The sequence below is a fragment of the Rhodococcus sp. 320_ES genome (assembly GCF_059691855.1).
The window spans coordinates 1,110,157-1,129,925 of the sequence record NZ_JCAWAG010000001.1 but is presented as its reverse complement, the minus strand read 5'-3'; the positions used below and the strand labels follow the sequence as shown (position 1 = coordinate 1,129,925).

Below are 19,769 nucleotides of genomic sequence, written 5' to 3'. Positions count from 1 at the left end.
CTAGTCGGCAGCAGCCTTTGCACGTCCGCGCTGGAAGAAGTCCGCGAGAGCACCTTTCTCGCCGACTTCGTCGATGGACCGGGCTGCGCCGAAGGAGGCGTTCCAGAACGTTCCGCTGCGCGGCGTCCACGGAGACACGTAGGCGTAGGGGCGTGGGGACGACGCGTCGCCCGGCGAGACACCGAAGGTGACCTCGCCGACACTGACGGCGAGGTCGAAATGCTCTGGCCACAACACGGGCGTCTCGTCCGGGGCAAACGATCGCAGTGCGCTGTCGCCCTGCTCGAGCCACTGGGCGATCAACGCGGCGCACTCCGCATCGAGTTCGAGCGGGTCGTCGTCGCCGAGTTCTGCCGTCGGCTCGTACAACGACGGCGGCTGCGCCGTGATCCCTGCAGCCGCGGCCACGGATCGGATCGACCCGGACAGCGGTATCCGCCCGTCCGCTGTCACGAGATCCGTCCCGTCGACGCCGATCGACGACGACACTCCGCGAAAGCCGCGCGGGCTGACTTCGAGACGAATCGTTCCCGACTCGGCGTACTGCGGTCCGGCGATCAGACGCTCGGCGACGGCGTGCAGCGACTTCCGCGTGGTGTCGAGAAGCTCGTTGTCCACCACGTCAGATGGTGAAGCCGAGTGCCCGCAACTGCTCGCGTCCGTCGTCGGTGATCTTGTCCGGGCCCCACGGCGGCATCCAGACCCAGTTGATCTTGAGTTCGTTCGCCAGACCGCTGCGAACCAGAGCGGTACGCGACTGGTCCTCGATGACGTCGGTCAGCGGGCAGGCCGCCGACGTGAGCGTCATGTCCAGCGTGACCACGGCGTCGTCGTCGATGTGGATGTCGTAGACCAGGCCGAGGTCGACGACGTTGATGCCGAGTTCGGGGTCGACGACGTCGCGCATCGCCTCCTCGAGGTCCTCGAGCACGTTGTCGGTGGTGGGTGTGTCGGTCATGTCTGTCCTCCGGTCAGGTCGAGCTCGTTCACCGTGAAAGTCTGCAGGGTGGCGTCCTTGAAGGCCATCCACCCGAGCAGGGCACATTTGACCCGTGCCGGGTATTTCGCGACGCCGGCGAAAGCGATACCGTCGCCGATCACGTCCTCGTCGCCCTCGACGGTTCCGCGGCTGCCGATCATCGCGTTGAACGCGTCGACGGTGGCCATCGCGTCAGTGACCGACAATCCCGTGACCTGGTCGGTGAGTACCGAGGTCGACGCCTGGCTGATCGAGCACCCCTGGCCGTCGTAGGAGACGTCGGTGACGATGCCGTCCTCGATCTGCACACGCAGAGTCACCTCGTCACCGCAGGTGGGATTGACGTGGTGCACTTCCGCGTCGAACGGTTCACGCAGGCCGCGCCCGTGCGGGTGCTTGTAGTGATCGAGGATCACCTCTTGATACATCTGCTCCATGCGCATGTTCAGACCTCCCCACTGACCCGACCGGCCTCCGGCCTGCCCGCCGTCCCGAAGAAACTCTGGGCGCGGCGGATCGCATCGGCCAGCACCGAGATCTCGTCGACGGTGTTGTAAAGAGCGAACGATGCTCGCGCCGTGGCTGCGACACCGAAGCGGCGATGAAGCGGCCACGCGCAGTGGTGTCCCACGCGGATGGCGACGCCTTCGTCGTCCAGGATCTGACCGAGGTCGTGGGCGTGAATGCCGTCGACCACGAACGCGACGGTGGCACCGCGAGCGGTGTCGTCCGTCGGACCGATGATGCGCAGCCCGTCGATGTCGCTCAGCGCCGCAACGGCTTCGACGCCGAGGGTGTGTTCGTGCTCGGCTACGGCGTCCATGCCGATCGCGTTCAAGTAGTCCACTGCGGCGCCCAGCCCGACGACCTGCGACGTCATCGGCACACCGGCCTCGAATCGCTGCGGCGGCGCGGCGAAGGTGGTCGCTTCCATCGTGACGGTCTCGATCATCGATCCACCGGTGATGAAGGGCGGCATGGCGTTCAACAGTTCGCGGCGGCCGTACAGCACGCCCACCCCGGACGGACCGAGCATCTTGTGTCCGGAGAACGCCGCGAAGTCGACATCGAGCGCGTGGACGTCGACCGGCATGTGCGGCACCGACTGGCACGCGTCGAGAACGACCAGTGCGCCGACGGCGCGCGCCCTGCGAACCAGCTCCTCGACGGGCGCGACGGCGCCGGTGACGTTGGACTGGTGGGTGAACGACACCACGCGAACGCGATCGCTCAACTCGAGCGAATCGAGGTCGATGCGGCCGTCGTCGGTCACGCCGTACCACCGCAGAACTGCGTCGGTGCGACGCGCAAGCTCCTGCCACGGAACAAGATTCGCGTGGTGCTCGAGCTCGGTGATCACGATCTCGTCACCGGGCTTCAGCGACTTCCCGAACCGGTCGTCCGCGAGCACGTAGGTGACGAGGTTGAGCGATTCGGTCGCGTTCTTGGTGAACACGATCTCGTCGGTGTCCGCGCCCACGAACGCGGCGATCTTCTCGCGCGCGCCCTCGTAGGCGTCGGTCGCCTCCTCGGCGAGTTGGTGCGCTCCCCGATGGACGGCGGCATTGCACGTGGTCAGGAAGTGGCGTTCGGCGTCGAGAACCTGAACCGGTCGCTGCGATGTCGCACCGGAATCGAGGTACACCAACGGCTTGTCGTCCCGCACGGTCCGGCCGAGGATCGGGAAATCGGCGCGGATGCGTGCGATGTCGAGCGTCGCGGCGCCGGCCGTCATGCCGGAGTCTCGGCCTTGGTGAAGCGCTCGTAGCCGTTGGTCTCGAGCTCGTCGGCGAGCTCGGCGCCACCGGACTCGACGATCCGACCCGCAGAGAACACGTGCACGAAGTCGGGCGCGATGTAGCGCAGGATTCGGGTGTAGTGCGTGATCAGCAGGATGCCGCCGCTCTCGCGTTCCTTGTACCGGTTGACGCCTTCGGAGACGACGCGCAACGCGTCGACGTCGAGGCCCGAATCGGTCTCGTCCAGAATGGCGATCTTCGGCTTGAGGAGTCCGAGCTGGAGGATCTCGTGGCGCTTCTTCTCGCCGCCGGAGAAGCCTTCGTTGACACTGCGATCGAGGAACTCGGGCTTGATCTCGAGCTCACCCATCGCCTCTTTGGCTTCCTTGACCCAGTGCCGCAGCTTGGGCGCCTCACCGCGCACGGCGGTCGCCGCCGTCCGCAGGAAGTTCGACATCGAGACACCGGGAACCTCGACGGGGTACTGCATCGCCAGGAACAGACCGGCGCGAGCGCGCTCGTCGACGCTCATGTCCAGCACGTTCTCACCGTCGAGGGTGATGGTGCCGGAGGTGACGCGGTACTTCGGATGACCGGCGATCGCGTAGGACAGCGTGGACTTGCCGGATCCGTTGGGACCCATGATCGCGTGCGTCTCGCCCGACGACACCGTCAGGTTCACGCCGGTGAGGATCTCGATGTGCTCGCCGGCAACGTCGGCATTGGCCACGTCGACGTGCAGATCGCGAATTTCGAGGGTGGACATGAAAGTTCCTTTACGTTGGTTCGGTCAGACGCCGGTGAGGGCGAGTTCGGCTTCGACGGCGAGTTCGAGTCGCTCGCGGATGGCCTCGACCGGGATCTTCTGGATGATCTCGTGGAAGAAGCCGCGCACGACGAGCCGTCTGGCCACGTCCTCGGGGATACCCCGGGCGCGAAGGTAGAACAACTGCTCGTCGTCGAATCGGCCTGTGGCGCTGGCGTGTCCGGCACCGACGATCTCGCCGGTCTCGATCTCGAGGTTCGGCACCGAGTCGGCGCGAGCGCCGTCGGTCAGAATGAGATTGCGGTTGAGCTCGAACGTCTCGGTCGCCTCGGCAGCAGCGCGGATGACCACGTCGCCGATCCACACGGTGTGCGTGTCGGGCTTCTTCGACGCCGGATCACCTTGCAGCGCACCCTTGTACACCACGTTCGACTTGCAGTGCGGCGCCGAGTGATCGACGAGCAGGCGCTGTTCGAGGTGCTGACCGTCGTCGGCGAAGTACAGACCCTGCAGGTCCGCGTCGCCGCCGGGTCCGGCGAACTTGACCACAGGAGTCAGGCGGACGAGGTCGCCGCCCAAGCTCACGGAGAAGTAACGCAACGTGGCGTCGCGTCCCACATGGGCGTGATGCGCGGCCACGTGCACCGCGTCGTCGGCCCACTCCTGCAGTGCGACCACGACCAGCTGGGCGCCGTCTGCGATCACGAACTCGACGTTCTCCGCGTAGGTGCCGCTTCCGCGCTGCTCGAGCACGACGGTCGCCTTCGCGAACGCCTCCACCCGAATCTGGATGTGGCCGAAGGCGGTCACGCCCTCGCCGGGCCCGTCGACCGACACGGTGACAGGTCCGTCGAGCTCGGCTTCCTTCGCGACCGTCACGACGGTCGCTTCGGTGAACGACGTGTACGCCTGCGCCGCAACACGATCCATCGGAACGCCGGCGGTGCCGAGTCGAGCGTCGTCGCGGCCGACCACCTCGACGGTGACCGACGGGTCCTCGGACACCGTCACCGAAGCTGCACCGTCGGCAACAGCCGAACCGTCGTGCAGGCCGCGCAGACGCCGCAGCGGGGTGAACCGCCAGATCTCGTCGCGGCCCGACGGGACCTCGAATGCGTTCACGTCGAACGAGGTGAACTGCGCACCCTTGTTCGCGACGATGTCCCTCTTGTTTTCGGACGCAACTGCGCCCTCGACACCAGAAGTCATGGGGTCTAGCCCACCGACCCTTCCATCTGAAGCTCGATGAGCCGGTTGAGCTCGAGCGCGTATTCCATCGGCAGTTCCTTGGCGATGGGCTCGACGAAGCCGCGCACCACCATGGCCATGGCCTCGTCCTCGGTCATTCCGCGGCTCATCAGGTAGAACAACTGATCGTCGCTCACCTTCGAGACGGTGGCCTCGTGACCCATCGTCACATCGTCCTCGCGGATGTCCACGTACGGGTACGTGTCGCTGCGGCTGATCTGGTCCACCAGCAACGCGTCGCACTTCACGGTCGAGCGTGAGCCGTGCGCGCCCTTGTTGATCTGGATCAGGCCGCGGTACGACGTACGGCCGCCGCCGCGGGCGACGGACTTGCTGACGATGTTCGACGACGTGTTCGGTGCGAGGTGCAGCATCTTCGAACCGGTGTCCTGGTGCTGGCCCTCACCCGCGAACGCCACGGACAGAACTTCGCCCTTGGCGTGTTCGCCGGTCATCCAGACCGCCGGGTACTTCATGGTGACCTTGGAACCGATGTTGCCGTCGATCCACTCCATGGTGGCGCCCGCCTCGGCCTTCGCCCGCTTGGTCACCAGGTTGTAGACGTTGTTCGACCAGTTCTGAATGGTCGTGTAGCGGCACCGGCCGCCCTTCTTGACGATGATCTCCACGACCGCCGAGTGCAACGAGTCGGACTTGTAGATCGGCGCGGTGCAGCCCTCGACGTAGTGCACGTACGCGCCCTCGTCGACGATGATCAGCGTCCGCTCGAACTGGCCCATGTTCTCGGTGTTGATGCGGAAGTAGGCCTGCAGCGGAATGTCGACGTGGACGCCCGGCGGGACATAGATGAACGAGCCACCCGACCACACCGCGGTGTTCAGTGCGGAGAACTTGTTGTCGCCGGCCGGGATGACCGAGCCGAAGTACTCCTTGAAGATCTCCGGGTGCTCGCGCAGACCGGTGTCGGTGTCCATGAAGATGACGCCCTGCTGCTCGAGGTCCTCGCGGATCGAGTGGTAGACGACCTCGGACTCGTACTGAGCCGCGACGCCGGACACCAGCCGCTGCTTCTCGGCCTCGGGGATGCCGAGCTTGTCGTACGTGTTCTTGATGTCGGCGGGCAGGTCGTCCCAGGTCGCCGCCTGCTTCTCGCTGGAGCGCACGAAGTACTTGATGTTGTCGAAGTCGATGCCGTCGAGATCGGAACCCCAGTTGGGCATGGGCTTGCGATCGAAGGTCTTCAGTGCCTTCAGTCGCGTCTCGAGCATCCAGTCGGACTCGCTCTTCTTCTGCGAGATGTCACGCACGACTGCTTCCGAGAGTCCGCGCTTGGCGCTGGCGCCGGCCACGTCGGAGTCCGACCAGCCGTACCCGTAGGTGCCCAGTGAGGCGATGGTTTCGTCCTGGGTCAACGGCGCTGCCGGGGTCGGCGATGCCTGGGGGGTGACCTGGTCTGGTGTGACGGTCATGCGTGCTCCTTCCGGAGGCGTTGCTGAGATTCATGGCTGCGAGAAATCCGACGCTGGGCGCTACGACGGGCTGGTGCGGTGGAGCTGGTTACATCTGGTCCGGCTACATCAGGTGCAACGCCGGACCCGACCTGGATATTCGATTCGGCCGAGGGAATACCGAGTTCGGTGGAGCCGAGCGGCACGTGCGTGGTGCATGCACAGTCGCCGTTCGCGATGGTTGCCAATCGCTGGACGTGCGTTCCGAGAAGTTCGGCGAACGCCTCACGCTCGGCGGTGCACAGCTCGGGAAACTCCGAGGCGACGTGCGATACCGGGCAGTGGTGCTGGCAGATCTGAACGCCGGTTCCGACGTGGCGCGTCGACGCCGCGAACCCGGCGTCGGTGAGGGCCTGCGAAATTGCGTCCGCAGTGGCCTCGACCGAACCGGGCGAGTCACCGTCGGCCGGAACCACGTCGGCCACGATCGACTGGATACGCCGACGAGCGAACGTCTCGATGGCGCCGTCTCCGCCGATCTCCCGCAACTGCCGCATCGCGGCGCCTGCGAGATCGTCGTACGAGTGTCCCAGCCGAGAGCGACCGGTGGCGGTGAGCTGGAAGAGCTTGGCCGGTCGGCCGCGACCCTTCTGCAACCGTCCGGGGGTGACCGTCGAGCGGGCCTCACCTGCGTCGATGAGCGCGTCGAGGTGCCGACGCACGCCTGCCGCACTGAGGCCGAGCTTGACCCCGATGTCGGACGCGCTGACGGGTCCGTCCTCGAGGAGAAGGGTGACGATGGCGGACCTGGTCTGGCCCTCCGGCGCAGCAGAGGACGCACCGGTGGACCGGTCCGTCGAGTCGGCTGTCGTTTTCACAACACCAGTGTGACGGAATTGCTGCAGGTCTTCCAGCAAGGGGACCCTGGCCTGATCGGGCGGGAAGTTCGTTTACGCTCCGACACGTGCCTCCACCCGCCGACGATCCGAGCGCTTCCGCGCTGACGCGGTATCGAAGGTGGGCAACGACACAGGTGCGCCGCGTTCTCGGTGTCGACGACACCCGGCCCCATACGACCGTCGCGGTCCTCAACACCGTGGAGCCGGACCGCCCCGGCCTCGACGCCGCCGAACACGTCTCGTTGCGCAACGTTCGGCTGTTCGGCGCGGTCGGTTCGGTGATGATGGCCGTCGGCGCTCTCGGCGCCGGTGCCCAACCGGTACTGCAGAATCCGCTCCAGGGCGTGCGCGTGCTGGGACTGTTCGCGCGAATCCCGACGTCGGCGCTGTCGGTGACGATGATCGGCACCGTCATGGTGGTGCTGTCCTGGCTGATGCTCGGACGCTTCGCCGTCGGGTCGTTCCGCGGCGGGTCACCTCGACGACTGAGCCGCTCGCAGCTCGACCGCACGCTGCTGCTGTGGATCCTTCCGCTGTCGGTGGCACCACCGATGTTCAGCAAGGACGTCTACTCCTACCTCGCCCAGAGCGAGATCACCGCGCGCGGACTGGATCCGTACGTGCTCGGCCCACGCGAAGCGCTGGGACTGGACAACGTTCTCACCCGGACGGTGCCCACGATCTGGCGTGACACGCCGGCGCCCTACGGCCCGTTGTTTCTGTGGATCGGGCGCGGCATCACCTGGCTCACCGGCGACAACATCGTCTTCGGCATCTTCCTGCACCGACTCGTAGCACTGGGCGGCGTGGCGTTGATCGTGTGGTCGCTCCCCCGCCTCGCATCGCGGTGCCGGGTGTCCAGCGTCGGCGCGCTGTGGTTGGGCGCGGCGAACCCGCTGCTCCTCTTCCACCTCGTCGCAGGTATTCACAACGAAGCACTGATGCTTGGCCTGATGCTCGCCGGCATCGAGTTGGCCTTGCGCGCAATCGAATCCACCGCACCGATCCGCGGCCCGTCGCTTGCGCTGCTGATCGGCGGCGCCGCGCTGATCGCCCTGTCCGCGACGGTGAAGATCCCGTCCCTGCTCGCTCTGGGATTCGTGGGTATGGCCTTGGCCCGGCGGTGGGGCGCAACCGCCAGATCCGTTCTGCTGTCGGCGTCGCTGCTGGCCGGTGTCGCGGCCGTGGTGATGCTGGTGATCAGTTTCGCGAGCGGACTCGGCTTCGGCTGGGTCAACACCTTGAACACCGCGAGCGCGGTGCGGAGCTGGATGTCGCTTCCCACTCTGCTCGGCATGGGAACCGGCCGCGCGGGCGTACTACTGGGCATCGGGGACCACACGACCGCCGTGCTGAGCCTGACTCGGCCGATCGCATCCGTCGTCGCCGGCGTGATCGCACTGCGCATGCTGATCGCCGTGCTGCGCGGTCGCCTACATCCGGTCGGCGCGCTCGGCGTCTCGCTCGGTGCCCTGGTCCTGCTGTTCCCGGTCGTTCAGCCTTGGTATCTGCTCTGGGCGGTCACTCCCCTCGCGGCGTGGGCCACTCGGGCGGAATTCCGCGTGCCCGTCATCTGCTTCTCGGCGTTCGTGAGCGTGATCCTGATGCCGAACGGCAGCGAGTACCAGCCTTTCGTGATCGTCCAGGCGGCCATCGCCACCATCCTGACTGTGATCGCACTCATAGCTCTGACTCGAAACCACCTGCCGTGGCGTGCACCCGATGGGGCGGAAACGGAGCACCCCAGGTCGGGCGCCTACTCTGGATCAATGTGACCGCACCACCTCTCTCCTCCTCCACCACAGTGACGACCCCTGCGGTGGCGTTGCGCGGGGTGCGTAAGAGCTACGGGGACGTCGCCGCCGTCGACGGTCTCGATCTCGTCCTCGAACGCGGGCGTGTCCTCGCGCTTCTCGGCCCCAACGGGGCGGGAAAGACCACCACCGTCGAGATGTGCGAAGGGTTCGTCTCGGCGGACTCGGGCGAGGTCCGCATCCTCGGTCTGGACCCGGCCACCCAGTCCGCGCAGCTGCGTCCGCGCATCGGCGTCATGCTCCAGGGCGGCGGCGCGTACCCCGGCTCTCGTGCCGGTGAAATGTTGCGGCTCGTGGCGTCGTACTCGGCCGACCCGATCGACCCCACCTGGCTGTTGGCCAGACTGGGCCTGACCGACGCGGTTCGAACCCCGTACCGCCGGCTCTCCGGTGGCCAGCAGCAACGACTGTCGCTCGCCTGCGCGCTGGTCGGTCGACCGGAACTCGTGTTCCTCGACGAGCCGACCGCCGGACTCGACGCTCAGGCGCGACTGCTGGTGTGGGACCTGATCGACGCTCTGCGCCGCGACGGGGTGAGCGTGCTGCTGACGACGCACCTGATGGACGAGGCCGAGCAACTCGCCGACGACCTGGTCATCATCGACCACGGCAAGGTCGTCGCCTCCGGAACTCCGAGCGAGCTCACGAGCCGCGGTGCCGAAGGTCAGCTGCGATTCTCGGCGCCCGCCGGACTGGATCTGACGCTGCTGCAGACCGTGCTGCCCGAAGGGTTCGACCCGATCGAGGCGTCGCCGGGGAACTATCTTCTCGAGGGCACCATCGACCCACAGGTTCTCGCGACCGTGACGTCGTGGTGCGCCCGACTCAACGTGCTCGCCACCGACCTACGCGTCGAGCAGCGCAGCCTCGAGGACGTCTTCCTCGAACTCACAGGACGGGAGCTTCGAGGGTGACCACGACCCGCCGAGCGGACGGAGTGGACAACCGATTCGAGCCGGGCACGTTCTCGCCCGACCCGCGACCGGCTCCGCGAACGTCCATGCTGATCGCGCAGTCCAAGCTCGAACTGACGCTGCTTCTGCGCAACGGTGAGCAACTTCTGCTGACCCTGTTCATCCCGATCACCTTGTTGATCGGCCTGTGCCTGCTCCCGTTCGGCGAATTGGGAACCGACCGCGTCGACACCGTCGTGCCGGCCGTGATGACCGTCGCCGTGATGTCGACCGCGTTCACCGGCCAGGCCATCGCCGTCGGGTTCGACCGGCGATACGGCGCACTCAAGAGACTCGGTGCCACCGCGCTTCCCCGCTGGGGAATCATCGCGGGCAAGTCGATCGCCGTGGTCATCGTGGTGGTTCTGCAGTCCGTGGTGCTCGGGGTCATCGGTGCGGCGCTGGGATGGCGGCCCGAAGCGGGCGGCCTCGCTCTCGGTGCGGTGATCATTGCTCTGGGCACGGTGACCTTCGCCGCCATGGGCCTCCTGCTCGGCGGAACCCTGCGGGCGGAAATCGTTCTCGCCCTTGCGAACATCCTGTGGTTCGCGATGCTGGGAGCCGGCAGCGTCATCTTCGCCACCGACGCGCTCCCCGCGGGAGTGCACACCGCGGCTCGGCTGATTCCGTCCGGCGCACTGGCCGAAGGGCTCGAGCGGGCCGTCGGCGGTTCGGTTGACGTGTTCGCGATCGTCGTCCTCGCCGTGTGGGCGCTCGTATGCGGATGGCTCGCGACGCGCAAGTTCAAGTTCGTCTAGGACGGGTCCACTACACGGCGTAGTTGGCCGGGGATCTACCATCGAGTCGTGCTGTATCGAGGGTTTCTGTCCGTGGTCGACCGCCTCCCGCTGCCCTCGCTCCGGGTGCAGAAGATCATCGCGTTCGTTGTGATCGTGACCCAAGGCGGTATTTCGGTGACCGGCGCGATCGTGCGCGTCACGGCGTCCGGCCTGGGTTGCCCCACCTGGCCGCAGTGCTTCCCCGGCAGCTTCACCCCGATCGGCGTCTCCGAGGTGCCGGTGATCCACCAGGCCGTGGAGTTCGGAAACCGACTGCTGACGTTCGCCGTGGTGCTCGCTGCAGCGGCCATCGTTCTGGCCGTCACGCGTGCGCGCCGGCGCCGGGAAGTACTCGTCTACGCGTGGCTCATGCCCGGTGGCACCGTGCTGCAGGCCGTTCTCGGTGGAATCACCGTTCTGACGGGTCTGCTCTGGTGGACCGTCGCGGTGCACCTGCTCGTCTCCATGCTCATGGTGTGGCTGGCCGTGGTGATGTACAGCAAGATCGATCATCCGGACGACGGCATCGCCGTGGCAGCCATCCCTGCGCCCCTGCGACTGCTGACTGCGCTGACCGGCGTCGTCCTCGGATTTCTTCTGGTCGCCGGAACGATGGTGACCGGCGCCGGGCCGCACGCCGGTGACGCGAGTATCGACAAGCCCGTCCCCCGCCTCGAGGTGGAGATCACCACGCTGGTGCATCTGCACGCCGATCTGCTGATCGGATACCTGGCGCTGCTGGTTGCCCTCGGATTCGGGTTGTACGCAGTCGGGGCCCCGGATCGAGTGAAGACGCGCCTGAAAGTCGTCGTGGTCCTGGTGATCGTGCAGGCTGGAGTCGGTGTCGTGCAATACATCACGAACGTTCCGGCCGCGCTGGTCGCCGTCCACGTAGCGGGCGCTGCGCTCTGCACCGCCGCAACCGCCGCGCTCTGGGCCGCGGGCCGCACGCGGGAGGCCGTGCCGGTGGACGAGAGGGCGCGGGCGGCGTCGTAGGGGCTTGTCTCTTTCGGAGTTTCGGGCACCTCGGATCGCTTCGGGCACTCGCGATCGGCGAGGCCTGGAGCGAAACGGGGTGCACGAAGCGGAGCCGTACGGCAATTCGAGGTGCGCCGAGCGAATGGGAGTGCCCGGAGCCCTGGGCACCTCGAATAGCTACACGCATCCGCAATCGGCAGTGCCCGAAGCGAACCGGCGTGCACGAATCGGGGCCATACCGCGGTCGGCAGTGCCCGAGGCGAAACGGGGTGCACGGAGCGGGGCCGTAGGACAATTCGAGGTGCGCCGAGCGAATGGGAGTGCCCGGAGCCCTGGGCACCTCGAATAGCCGCACGCATCCGCAATCGGCAGTGCCCGAAGCGAACCGGCGTGCACGAACCGGGGCCATGCCGCAATCGGCAGTGCCCGAAGCGAACCGGCGTGCACGAAGCGGAGCCGTACGGCAATTCGAGGTGCGCCGAGCGAATGGGAGTGCCCGGAGCCCTGGGCACCTCGAATTGGCCCACGCATCCTCAATTGGTGTCGCCCGGATCGAACCGGGGTGCACAAACCTAGGCGCGAACGCAGTCAGCGTTGCCCGAAGCGATCCGGGGTGCACGTAACGGTGCGCACCCCGCAAATGCAGCTAGCTGATCGGCTCGTTCCGCGCCTTCGGGAACTTCTTCTGCTTGGCGACCCATCCGGCCATCTGCGCGAAGTGGCCCTTTCGCGGCGTCACCACGCTGGTGAGATCACGATCCCACTCCGCGATCTCCACGCTGTCGATGCTCTCCACGACGTTCTGCGCCGTGGTCAGATCGGGAGCCACGCGATCACCGAGGATGCCGTCCGACCCCACCAGGGTGATGCGGACACCAGCGCGGCCCATCGGCTGCAGCACGGCCTTGGCCGAACCACCATGTGCCGCAACGAAAGACGTGATCGAACTCACCAGGTGCTTCGGCGGTGCCGCGGTCTCCGTATCGGTTCCCGGCTCGCCGAGGTCGGAGTTCTCGATGCTGTGGGTGGTCATGGCCAAACTTTACCGTGGCGTGCCAGACTCGATTCATGCACGCTGTCGTCGTAAACCGCACCGGTGGTCCCGAAGTTCTCGAGTACACGGAGGTGCCGGATCCCCAGCCGGGTGACTCCGACTTGCTTGTGAAGGTCGACGCGGCCGGCATCAACTTCATCGACACCTATTTCCGGCGCGGTATGTACCCGCGCCCGCTCCCCTACACCGTCGGCGACGAGGGCTCGGGCGTCGTGGAGTCGGTCGGATCGCAGGTATCGACGTTCACGGTGGGCGACCGCGTTGCCTGGTCGGCCGCGCCCGGTAGTTACGCGGACAAGGTCGTGGTTCCGGCCGACAAGGCACTGCGAGTGCCCGATCACGTGTCGGCGCCGGAGGCCGCATCCGTACTGCTCCAAGGAATGACCGCCCACTATTTGGCGAATTCCACCTATCCGATCCAGTCGGGTGACGTCGTTCTGATCCACGCCGGCGCGGGCGGCACCGGATTACTGCTCACACAGTTGGCTGAGGCCAAGGGGGCGACGGTGATCACCACCGTGTCCACCGACCAGAAGGAAGAGCTGTCCCGTGGCGCCGGCGCCGATCACGTGCTTCGGTACGACGCGGACGTGGCCGAAGAGGTTCGCAAACTCACCGACGGCGAAGGCGTGCACGCCACGTACGACGGTGTGGGCAAGTCGACGTTCGAGGCGTCACTGGCGGCGACTCGCATCCGCGGCACCGTCGCCTTGTTCGGCGCAGCCAGCGGACCGGTACCACCCTTCGATCTTCAGCGCCTCAACGGCCTCGGCTCGCTCTTCGTCACGCGACCGACCTTGGCGCACCACGTGCGGAACAGGGAAGAGCTGGAATGGCGCGGCGGCGAGGTGCTGGGTCTGCTCGCCGACGGAACGCTGTCGGTGCGGGTCGGGGCGCAATACCCGCTGGCAGAAGCGGCTCGGGCTCACACCGATCTGGAGGCGCGGGCGACGACGGGGTCGATCGTTCTGACTCCGTAACTCTCGCGAACGCTTCTCACGGACCTCTGGAATGTCCGAAAAAACCCCGACTCAGCCCCGCACGACCGTCGACAACGCCTCGAACAGTCGGTCGATGTCCTCGTCGGTGCTGTAGGGCGCAAGCCCTACCCGGACTCCTCCGTCGGCAGTCAACCCCAGGTGACGAGTGGCCTCGTCGCAGTAGAACGCCCCCGCGCCCACCGCGATTCTCTGTTCGCCGAGCCGAGCGGCAATGGTCGCCGCAGACACTCCGTCGACAGTGAACAGCAAAGTCGGCGTTCGATTCTGCGCACGTGAGTACATGCGTACGCCCGGTAGTTCACCGATACCCTGCTCGATCCGTGTGCGCAGCCGGCCCTCGTGCCGGTCGATCAGAGACATCGCCGCGAGAAGTGCGCTGCGCCGATTCTGTTGTGGCGCAACAGCAGCGACGAAGTCGATCGCGGCCGTGACACCGGCCAGCTGTTCGTAGGGAAGCGTGCCGAGCTCGAAGCGTTCCGGTACCGCGTTGCTCGACGGTTCGAGCTTCTCGGGCCGCAAACTTTCGAGCAGATCACGTCGACCGGTCGCAAATCCGCAATGAGGTCCGAGCAACTTGTACGGAGAGAAGGCGAAGAAATCGGCTCCCATCGCCTCGACGTTTACGGGGTGATGCGCCGTGTAGTGGACACCGTCGACGTACACCAGGGCGCCGACCCGGTGAGCCATCTCGGCTATGGCCGCCACGTCGGGAATGGTGCCGATGAGATTCGACGCCGCCGTCAACGCGACGAGCCGGGTCCTCTCCGACAGCAATTCTGCCACTGCCTCAGGGGTCAGCTCGCCGGTAGCGGGGTCGAAATTTGCCCATCTGAGGACAGCGCCGACGCGGCGAGCCGCCTCGATCCACGGCCGCACGTTGGAATCGTGGTCCAGGCGGGTCACGACCACCTCGTCGCCCGGTTGCCAGTCCTTGCTGATCGCCTGCGCCAGGTGGAAATTGAGCGCGGTGGCGCTGCGTCCGTGGATCACCAGATCCGACTCGACCCCGAGGAGGTCGCCCACGGCTGACCGGCAATCCAAGACGATTCGGTCGGCGTTGCGCGCGCCGACAGACGTGACTCCGCGGTTGGACAGTGGCGACATCAGTGCCTGCGCCATCGCGTCGCCGACCGGCGTCGGGGTCTGCGTACCGCCGGGACCGTCGAAGAAGGCCCACGAGTCGATAGCCAGCGAGGGGAAGAAAGACCGCAGGCGGTCCACATCGAGGTCCACTCCTGTTGCCGCGAACTCCTCCACGGTTTCCTCCTACCTTGCCGCGCCGTGGTGCCCCGGCCGACCCGTGCCACCACGTTCATATGACCGAAGGCCCCGAGTCAGCCTCCGTCAGTGACTATGCCGCAACGTTTCGAGACGACGGGACCGGGTCAGGCACGATTTTCGTGACGTCATGGACCGACGCCGTTACCTCGTCCGGCCCCTAAACCGGTGGCGCTCGGCGTCGACAGCGCCCTAACGTCGCGGTGATGACGACCGAACTCAGAACGCACCAGGCCCGCTCTCGCACGGTGGCCGACGAGCCTCAGACGGTCACATGGATACGAGCGGTCGTGTCGGGTTTCCATGAAGCCGAATACAGCGACGAGGGCATTGCACGATGGGTTGCCGGCTTCGTCGACCAGAACGCCCGCATGCGCGCTGTTCACGACTTCGACACCGGCGGAGTCCGCGACGCCGACGTACCGGTGGCGACGCTGGCCAGCTGGGACACGACCGTCAACGTCGGCGGAACGTTGCTGGCGGCCAACGCAATCAGCGACGTCACGACACGAGCGTCACATCGCAGGCGAGGCATGCTCCGTGAACTGATGACTGCCGACCTGAGCGAGGCCGCGGAACGTGGGCTGCCACTGGCCGCGCTGACGGTCAGCGAGTCGGGCATCTATCGCCGGTTCGGGTTCGGCCCGGCGGTCCAGGCCAATCAGATCCGCGTGCGAACAGACGCATCGTTTCGGGTCACGACGCAACCCGGCGGCCGTGTCGAGATTGTCGATCGCGGCGTGTACCTCGCCCGCACGCGCGCGTTGTTCGAGGAGTACCACCGCCGCACGTCCGGGTCCGTCGACCGATACTCGGCCCTCGACGACGCGCTCGCCGGCACGGATCAAAAGACAGGAAAGCCGCAGCCCGCTTTTCGGCACGCTTTGCACCTCGACGCCGACGGCCGGTGCGACGGCGCGGTCGCCTACAAGCTCCTCGAGGAGGACAACACGGCTGAGGTGCGCGACTTGATCGCGCCCGATCCCGCTGTGGGGGTGGCGCTGTGGGACTTTCTCGGGCACATCGACCTCGTCACGTCCGTCACGCAGCGACGCGCACGGGTCGACGATCCGCTCCGCTACGCCGCGGCGGAGCCGGACGTCTACACCGTCGAGAACCGTCGCGATTTCCTGTGGTTGCGCGTCCTCGACGTGGCGGCGGTACTGGGCGCCCGCTCGTACCTGACCGAGGGCGAGTTGACGCTGGGCGTGCACGACCAGCAGGGCTTCACCGAGGGCACCTACCGGCTGCTCGTGCGGAGTGGTGCGGGCAAGGTGGAACGGATCCACGATCACGCGGATGACAGCGCCGACGTCGTGATGGATGTTGCCGCGCTGGGGTCCACTGTGCTGGGTGGGATCAGTGTGCGGACCATCGCGGCGGCAGGACACATCCGCGGGGATCGCGTCGCGGACTTCGCGCGCCTGATGGTGTGCGCCGAGTGTCCCGCATCGATCACGCCGTTCTGAGAACCGCCGGTCGCACCCGAGAAGTACGGGTCAGGAGAAGAAGGACGCGATTGTGCCCATGTCGAGCACGGAATCGACGGCCAAGCCGATGAACACGACGGCCAGGTAGTTGTTCGACTGCAGGAAGAGGCGCAGGGGCTTCACCGGCTCGCCGCGACGGACACCCGAGTACAGCTGGTGCGCCATGAGCAGGAACCAGGCGCCGGCCACGAGGACCACTGCGGCGTAGACGACCCCGGTGGCGGGAACGAGCGCCAGGGTGGCTGCGACGGTGAGCCAGGTGTAGATCACGATCTGCTTGGTGACGACCTGCTCGGTGGCGACGACCGGCAGCATCGGCACGCCCGCGGCCTTGTAGTCGTCCTTGTAGCGCATGGCGAGGGCCCAGGTGTGCGGCGGCGTCCAGAAGAAGATGACCAGGAACAGGACGATGGCCTGCCAGCCGACGGTCCCCGTGACTGCCGACCATCCGACGAGAGCAGGCATGCACCCGGCCGCGCCGCCCCAGACGACGTTCTGCGAGGTACGGCGCTTGAGGCCCAGCGTGTAGACGAAGACGTAGAACAGGATCGTGGCGACGACCAGCAACCCGCTGAGCAGGTTCGCGGCCCACCACAGCCACAGGAACGACCCGATGCCGAGTGCGGTACCGAAGACGAAGGCGTGCGAGGTGGGCACGGCGGCGCGGGCGAGTGGCCGGCGCGCGGTGCGCTTCATCAACTTGTCGATGTCGGCGTCGGCGACGCAGTTCAGCGTGTTGGCCGACGCGGCGCCCATCCAGCCGCCGAAGAGCGTTGCGAGCACGAGCGGCAGATTCACGTTGCCGCGGTCGGCCAGCAGCATCGTCGGAATGGTCGCGACGAGCAGCAGCTCGATGACACGCGGCTTGGTGAGCGCGATGTAGGCGAGGGGCTTTGCGGTGATCCGCCCGATCCGCGACTGCGGTGCCGGCGTCGTCACGTCCGCTGCGGATGTGTCGGCGAACCCGTGTCCACCGGGGCGCTGCCCTATCCGCACTCGAATCTCCTGTGACTGTCGCAAACGAAGAACTCGACCTGAGCTCACCACTACTACAGCCGATGGTAGACGCCAGGAGGGGCGGTACCCCAATCGGTCATGGGTGACCCTCGCGACGTGTCGACTCGTACGCGGCGGGGCAACCGGGGACAGACAGGTCGCGGCAGCGGTCCAACCGGAACTAGGCTGGTCCGAAGATGTCCCACCGTCGGCAGGATTTCGTCTCGGGGTCTGCCCCGCGACGCGCTCCTGTCCCATCTTTCTAGTGTCAGGAGACCTCTCCTCGTGTCGATCACAGACGACATTTCCGTTCTCACCACGCCGCACCACCCCGACGGCTGGACCGATCTCGACACGCGCGCGGTCGACACCGTCCGCGTGCTCGCCGCCGACGCGGTGCAGAAGGTCGGCAACGGCCACCCCGGCACGGCGATGAGCCTGGCGCCTCTGGCGTACACGCTCTTCCAGCGCACCATGCGACACGACCCGTCCGACACCACCTGGATCGGGCGCGACCGCTTCGTGCTCTCCTGCGGACATTCCAGCCTGACGCTGTATATCCAGCTCTACCTCGGCGGGTTCGGCCTCGAGTTGATCGACATCGAGTCGCTTCGTACCTACAAGTCCAAGACCCCCGGCCACCCGGAGTTCCGCCACACCAAGGGCGTCGAGATCACCACCGGGCCGCTCGGGCAGGGTCTTGCTTCCGCCGTCGGCATGGCGATGGCGTCGCGGCGTGAGCGTGGACTGTTCGATCCGGAGCCCGCCCTCGGCGAGAGCCCGTTCGACCACTTCATCTATGTCGTCGCCTCCGACGGCGACATCGAAGAAGGAATCACTTCCGAGGCGTCGTCGCTGGCCGGAACTCAGCAGCTCGGCAACCTCATCCTTTTCTACGACGACAACAAGATCTCCATCGAGCACTCGACGGACATCGCGCTCTCCGAGGACACCGCCAAGCGCTACGAGTCATACGGCTGGCACGTCCAGGTCGTCGAGGGCGGCGAGAACGTCACCGGCATCGAGGAGGCCATCGAGGCCGCGAAGGCCGTGACCGACAAGCCGTCGATCATCTTGCTGCGCACCATCATCGGCTTCCCCGCACCGAACATGATGAACACCGGCGCGGTGCACGGAGCCGCTCTCGGTGACGACGAGGTGGCCGCGGTCAAGGAAGCGCTCGGGTTCGATCCGAGCAAGACCTTCGAGGTCTCCGACGAGGTCATCGCCCACACCCGCGCACTTCAGGAGCGCGGCGCCAAGGCGCACTCGGAATGGGACGCGGACTTCGCCGCATGGGCCGAGCGTGAGCCTGAGCGCAAGAAGCTGCTGGACCGCCTGACCGAGGGCACGCTGCCCGAGGGGTGGACGGATTCGCTGCCGACCTGGGAGCCGGGAAGCAAGGCGGTCGCCACTCGCGCCGCGTCCGGTGAGGTGCTCAACGCCGTCGCCGACATCCTTCCCGAGCTGTGGGGCGGCTCGGCCGACCTCGCCGGCAGCAACAACACGACCATGAAGGGCGCCAAGTCCTTCGGCCCGACGTCGATCTCGACGGACGACTGGGACGCCGAGCCCTACGGTCGCACCTTGCACTTCGGCATCCGCGAGCACGCGATGGGCGCAATCCTGTCCGGCATCGTGATGCACGGACCCACCCGCGCGTACGGCGGAACGTTCATGCAGTTCAGCGACTACATGCGCGGCGCGGTTCGTCTCGCGTCGTTGATGGACATCGATCCCATCTACGTCTGGACCCACGATTCGGTCGGTCTGGGCGAGGACGGCCCGACGCACCAGCCGGTCGAGCACCTCACCGCGCTGCGCGCCATCCCGAACCTGTCCGTGGTCCGGCCCGCCGACGCCAACGAGACGGCGCACGCATGGCAGGCCGTGCTGGAGCGCTCGTCGAGCAGCGGCCCGGTCGGCCTGGCCTTGACGCGTCAGGGTGTTCCCATCCTCGAGGGGACGTCGTACGAGGGCGTCTCCAAGGGCGGATACATCCTCTCCGACGCCGAGAACGGCGCCCCGGACGTCGTGCTGATCGGCACCGGCTCCGAGGTGCAGTACGCCGTCGACGCGGCGAAGTTGCTGAAGGAACAGGGCATCGCCGCCCGCGTCGTCTCGATGCCGTGCGTCGAATGGTTCGAGAGCCAGGACCAGAGCTACCGGGACCAGATCATTCCGCCCACGGTCAAGGCGCGTGTGTCGGTGGAAGCCGGCATCGCGATGTCGTGGCACAAGCTCGTCGGCGACGCCGGCGAGACCGTCTCCTTGGAGCACTTCGGCGAATCCGCGGACGCCGCAACGCTGTTCAAGGAGTACGGATTCACCGCCGAGGCCGTGGCCGCCGCCGCGCAGCGCTCCATCACCACAGTGAAGGGATAGC

General features: G+C 66.7%; 18 protein-coding genes. 7 read left to right on the top strand and 11 right to left on the bottom strand.

All coding sequences use genetic code 11. The features are described from left to right. From AC59JP_RS05625 to AC59JP_RS05590, 8 genes are read right to left on the bottom strand one after another with little or no spacing between them, the layout of a single operon-like run. On the bottom strand, positions 1–621 hold the full coding sequence (locus AC59JP_RS05625; protein ID WP_497324625.1) for a hypothetical protein: 621 nt from the start codon (positions 619–621) through the stop codon (positions 1–3). A 1-nt stretch (position 622) separates the two neighbouring features. Further along, complete coding sequence (locus AC59JP_RS05620; protein WP_497324624.1) at positions 623–958, bottom strand: metal-sulfur cluster assembly factor; 336 nt, start codon at positions 956–958, stop codon at positions 623–625. Then, entirely contained in the window at positions 955–1,422 is a 468-nt protein-coding gene (gene sufU, locus AC59JP_RS05615; protein ID WP_497324623.1) for a Fe-S cluster assembly sulfur transfer protein SufU, read from the bottom strand. Before sufU ends, AC59JP_RS05620 begins: the two co-directional genes overlap by 4 nt. Before the next feature lie 2 nt (positions 1,423–1,424). Continuing rightward, complete coding sequence (locus AC59JP_RS05610) at positions 1,425–2,714, bottom strand: cysteine desulfurase (RefSeq protein ID WP_497324622.1); 1,290 nt, start codon at positions 2,712–2,714, stop codon at positions 1,425–1,427. After that, positions 2,711–3,484: a Fe-S cluster assembly ATPase SufC gene (gene sufC / locus AC59JP_RS05605; protein ID WP_497324621.1), complete on the bottom strand. Its 774-nt coding sequence runs from the start codon at positions 3,482–3,484 to the stop codon at positions 2,711–2,713. Before sufC ends, AC59JP_RS05610 begins: the two co-directional genes overlap by 4 nt. Positions 3,485–3,508: 24 nt before the next feature. Then, complete coding sequence (gene sufD, locus AC59JP_RS05600; protein ID WP_497324620.1) at positions 3,509–4,693, bottom strand: Fe-S cluster assembly protein SufD; 1,185 nt, start codon at positions 4,691–4,693, stop codon at positions 3,509–3,511. Between the two features lie 5 nt (positions 4,694–4,698). Further along, positions 4,699–6,162 carry a Fe-S cluster assembly protein SufB gene (gene sufB, locus AC59JP_RS05595; RefSeq protein ID WP_497324619.1) on the bottom strand — a complete coding sequence of 488 codons (1,464 nt, stop codon included), beginning with the start codon at positions 6,160–6,162 and terminating at the stop codon, positions 4,699–4,701. Then, the gene (locus AC59JP_RS05590; RefSeq protein WP_497324618.1) at positions 6,159–7,019 is read right to left on the bottom strand and encodes a helix-turn-helix transcriptional regulator; all 861 of its coding nucleotides are present in this window, start codon (positions 7,017–7,019) and stop codon (positions 6,159–6,161) included. The genes sufB and AC59JP_RS05590 overlap by 4 nt, the downstream gene beginning before the upstream one ends. Positions 7,020–7,141: 122 nt before the next feature. On the opposite strand from AC59JP_RS05590, the gene mptB reads away from it, so the two are divergent. The 4 genes from mptB to AC59JP_RS05570 are packed head-to-tail and all read left to right on the top strand — an operon-like array spanning position 7,142 to position 11,582. Continuing rightward, entirely contained in the window at positions 7,142–8,815 is a 1,674-nt protein-coding gene (mptB, locus tag AC59JP_RS05585) for a polyprenol phosphomannose-dependent alpha 1,6 mannosyltransferase MptB (protein ID WP_497324887.1), read from the top strand. Then, positions 8,812–9,768, top strand: a complete 957-nt coding sequence (locus tag AC59JP_RS05580) for an ABC transporter ATP-binding protein (RefSeq protein WP_497324617.1) — start codon at positions 8,812–8,814, stop codon at positions 9,766–9,768. Before mptB ends, AC59JP_RS05580 begins: the two co-directional genes overlap by 4 nt. After that, positions 9,765–10,565 (top strand): ABC transporter permease, encoded by an 801-nt coding sequence (locus AC59JP_RS05575; protein ID WP_497324616.1) that lies wholly within the window; start codon positions 9,765–9,767, stop codon positions 10,563–10,565. The genes AC59JP_RS05580 and AC59JP_RS05575 overlap by 4 nt, the downstream gene beginning before the upstream one ends. Positions 10,566–10,613: 48 nt before the next feature. After that, entirely contained in the window at positions 10,614–11,582 is a 969-nt protein-coding gene (locus tag AC59JP_RS05570) for a COX15/CtaA family protein (RefSeq protein WP_497324615.1), read from the top strand. Positions 11,583–12,210: 628 nt separating this feature from the next. On the opposite strand, the gene AC59JP_RS05565 is transcribed toward AC59JP_RS05570, so the two are convergent. Then, positions 12,211–12,597 (bottom strand): hypothetical protein, encoded by a 387-nt coding sequence (locus tag AC59JP_RS05565; RefSeq protein WP_497324614.1) that lies wholly within the window; start codon positions 12,595–12,597, stop codon positions 12,211–12,213. A gap of 35 nt (positions 12,598–12,632) precedes the next feature. Here AC59JP_RS05565 and AC59JP_RS05560 point away from each other — a divergent pair, with 35 nt between their 5' ends. Further along, on the top strand, positions 12,633–13,598 hold the full coding sequence (locus AC59JP_RS05560; RefSeq protein WP_497324613.1) for a quinone oxidoreductase family protein: 966 nt from the start codon (positions 12,633–12,635) through the stop codon (positions 13,596–13,598). Positions 13,599–13,649: 51 nt separating this feature from the next. Here the strand turns inward: AC59JP_RS05560 and AC59JP_RS05555 are convergent, their stop codons facing one another. Further along, positions 13,650–14,876, bottom strand: coding sequence for a cysteine desulfurase-like protein (locus AC59JP_RS05555; protein ID WP_497324612.1), 1,227 nt, complete (start codon positions 14,874–14,876; stop codon positions 13,650–13,652). Positions 14,877–15,103: 227 nt separating this feature from the next. On the opposite strand from AC59JP_RS05555, the gene AC59JP_RS05550 reads away from it, so the two are divergent. Beyond that, a complete protein-coding gene (locus AC59JP_RS05550; protein ID WP_497324611.1) occupies positions 15,104–16,366 on the top strand; it encodes a GNAT family N-acetyltransferase in 1,263 nt (420 codons plus the stop codon). Between the two features lie 30 nt (positions 16,367–16,396). Here AC59JP_RS05550 and AC59JP_RS05545 read toward each other — a convergent pair whose 3' ends face one another. Then, positions 16,397–17,383 carry a heme o synthase gene (locus AC59JP_RS05545; RefSeq protein ID WP_497324610.1) on the bottom strand — a complete coding sequence of 329 codons (987 nt, stop codon included), beginning with the start codon at positions 17,381–17,383 and terminating at the stop codon, positions 16,397–16,399. 285 nt (positions 17,384–17,668) lie between these two features. On the opposite strand from AC59JP_RS05545, the gene tkt reads away from it, so the two are divergent. Beyond that, complete coding sequence (tkt, locus tag AC59JP_RS05540) at positions 17,669–19,768, top strand: transketolase (protein WP_497324609.1); 2,100 nt, start codon at positions 17,669–17,671, stop codon at positions 19,766–19,768. The last annotated feature ends 1 nt before the right edge of the window (position 19,769 follow it).